Source organism: Cellulomonas citrea (assembly GCF_009829685.1).
Classification (GTDB): domain Bacteria; phylum Actinomycetota; class Actinomycetes; order Actinomycetales; family Cellulomonadaceae; genus Cellulomonas; species Cellulomonas citrea.
This window is the reverse complement of sequence record NZ_VWSD01000361.1, coordinates 1-576: the sequence shown is the minus strand read 5'-3', so window position 1 is coordinate 576 and position 576 is coordinate 1. Positions and strand designations below refer to the sequence as shown.

1 pseudogene is annotated in these 576 nt (G+C 78.5%); it reads right to left on the bottom strand.

From position 1 onward, the window contains the following. Nucleotides 1-576, bottom strand: a pseudogene (locus F2B26_RS16735) (sacsin N-terminal ATP-binding-like domain-containing protein); the annotation flags it as partial.

Below are 576 nucleotides of genomic sequence, written 5' to 3'. Positions count from 1 at the left end.
GAGCGCGAGCGCGTCCTGCCCGTCGGCGGCGACCCGGGCGGCCAGCTCGCCGTAGAGCCGCGCCGCGTGGTCGAGCACGACGTCGGTGAGCCGACCGGGCACCACCCGGCGCCGGGTGGGGTCGAGCGGGAACGTGGCGATGAGCAGCGCGGGCAGCGTGCACGGGTCGTCGGTGGGGGTCGGCGCGTGCAGCACGGGGGCCGGGAGCGGTCCGGTGCCGGGCCGCGGCAGCGCCCAGGTGACCTGCCAGGTGGTGCGGTCACGCTCCTCGACCGGGCGGTCCGCGGTCAGTGCCGGGTCCAGCCGACCCGATGCGGTGCGCACCCACCAGCGGGACCCGACGTCGGCGATCCGACGCGGCGGGGCGTCGGGGGTCTCCACGACGATCTCGACGAGCCCCGGCAGGGCCAGCAGCAGCGGGTCACCCACCGCGTCGAGCTGGGCACGCACGAGGTCCGCGGCCTCGGCGTCGCGCAGCCGGGCGACGACCGCGGTGTCGTAGCCGGGCAGCGGGGCGGCGTCGGAGACGAACGGCAGCCGCAGCACCGGGAGCCAGTCGCCGCGCCGGGCGACCTC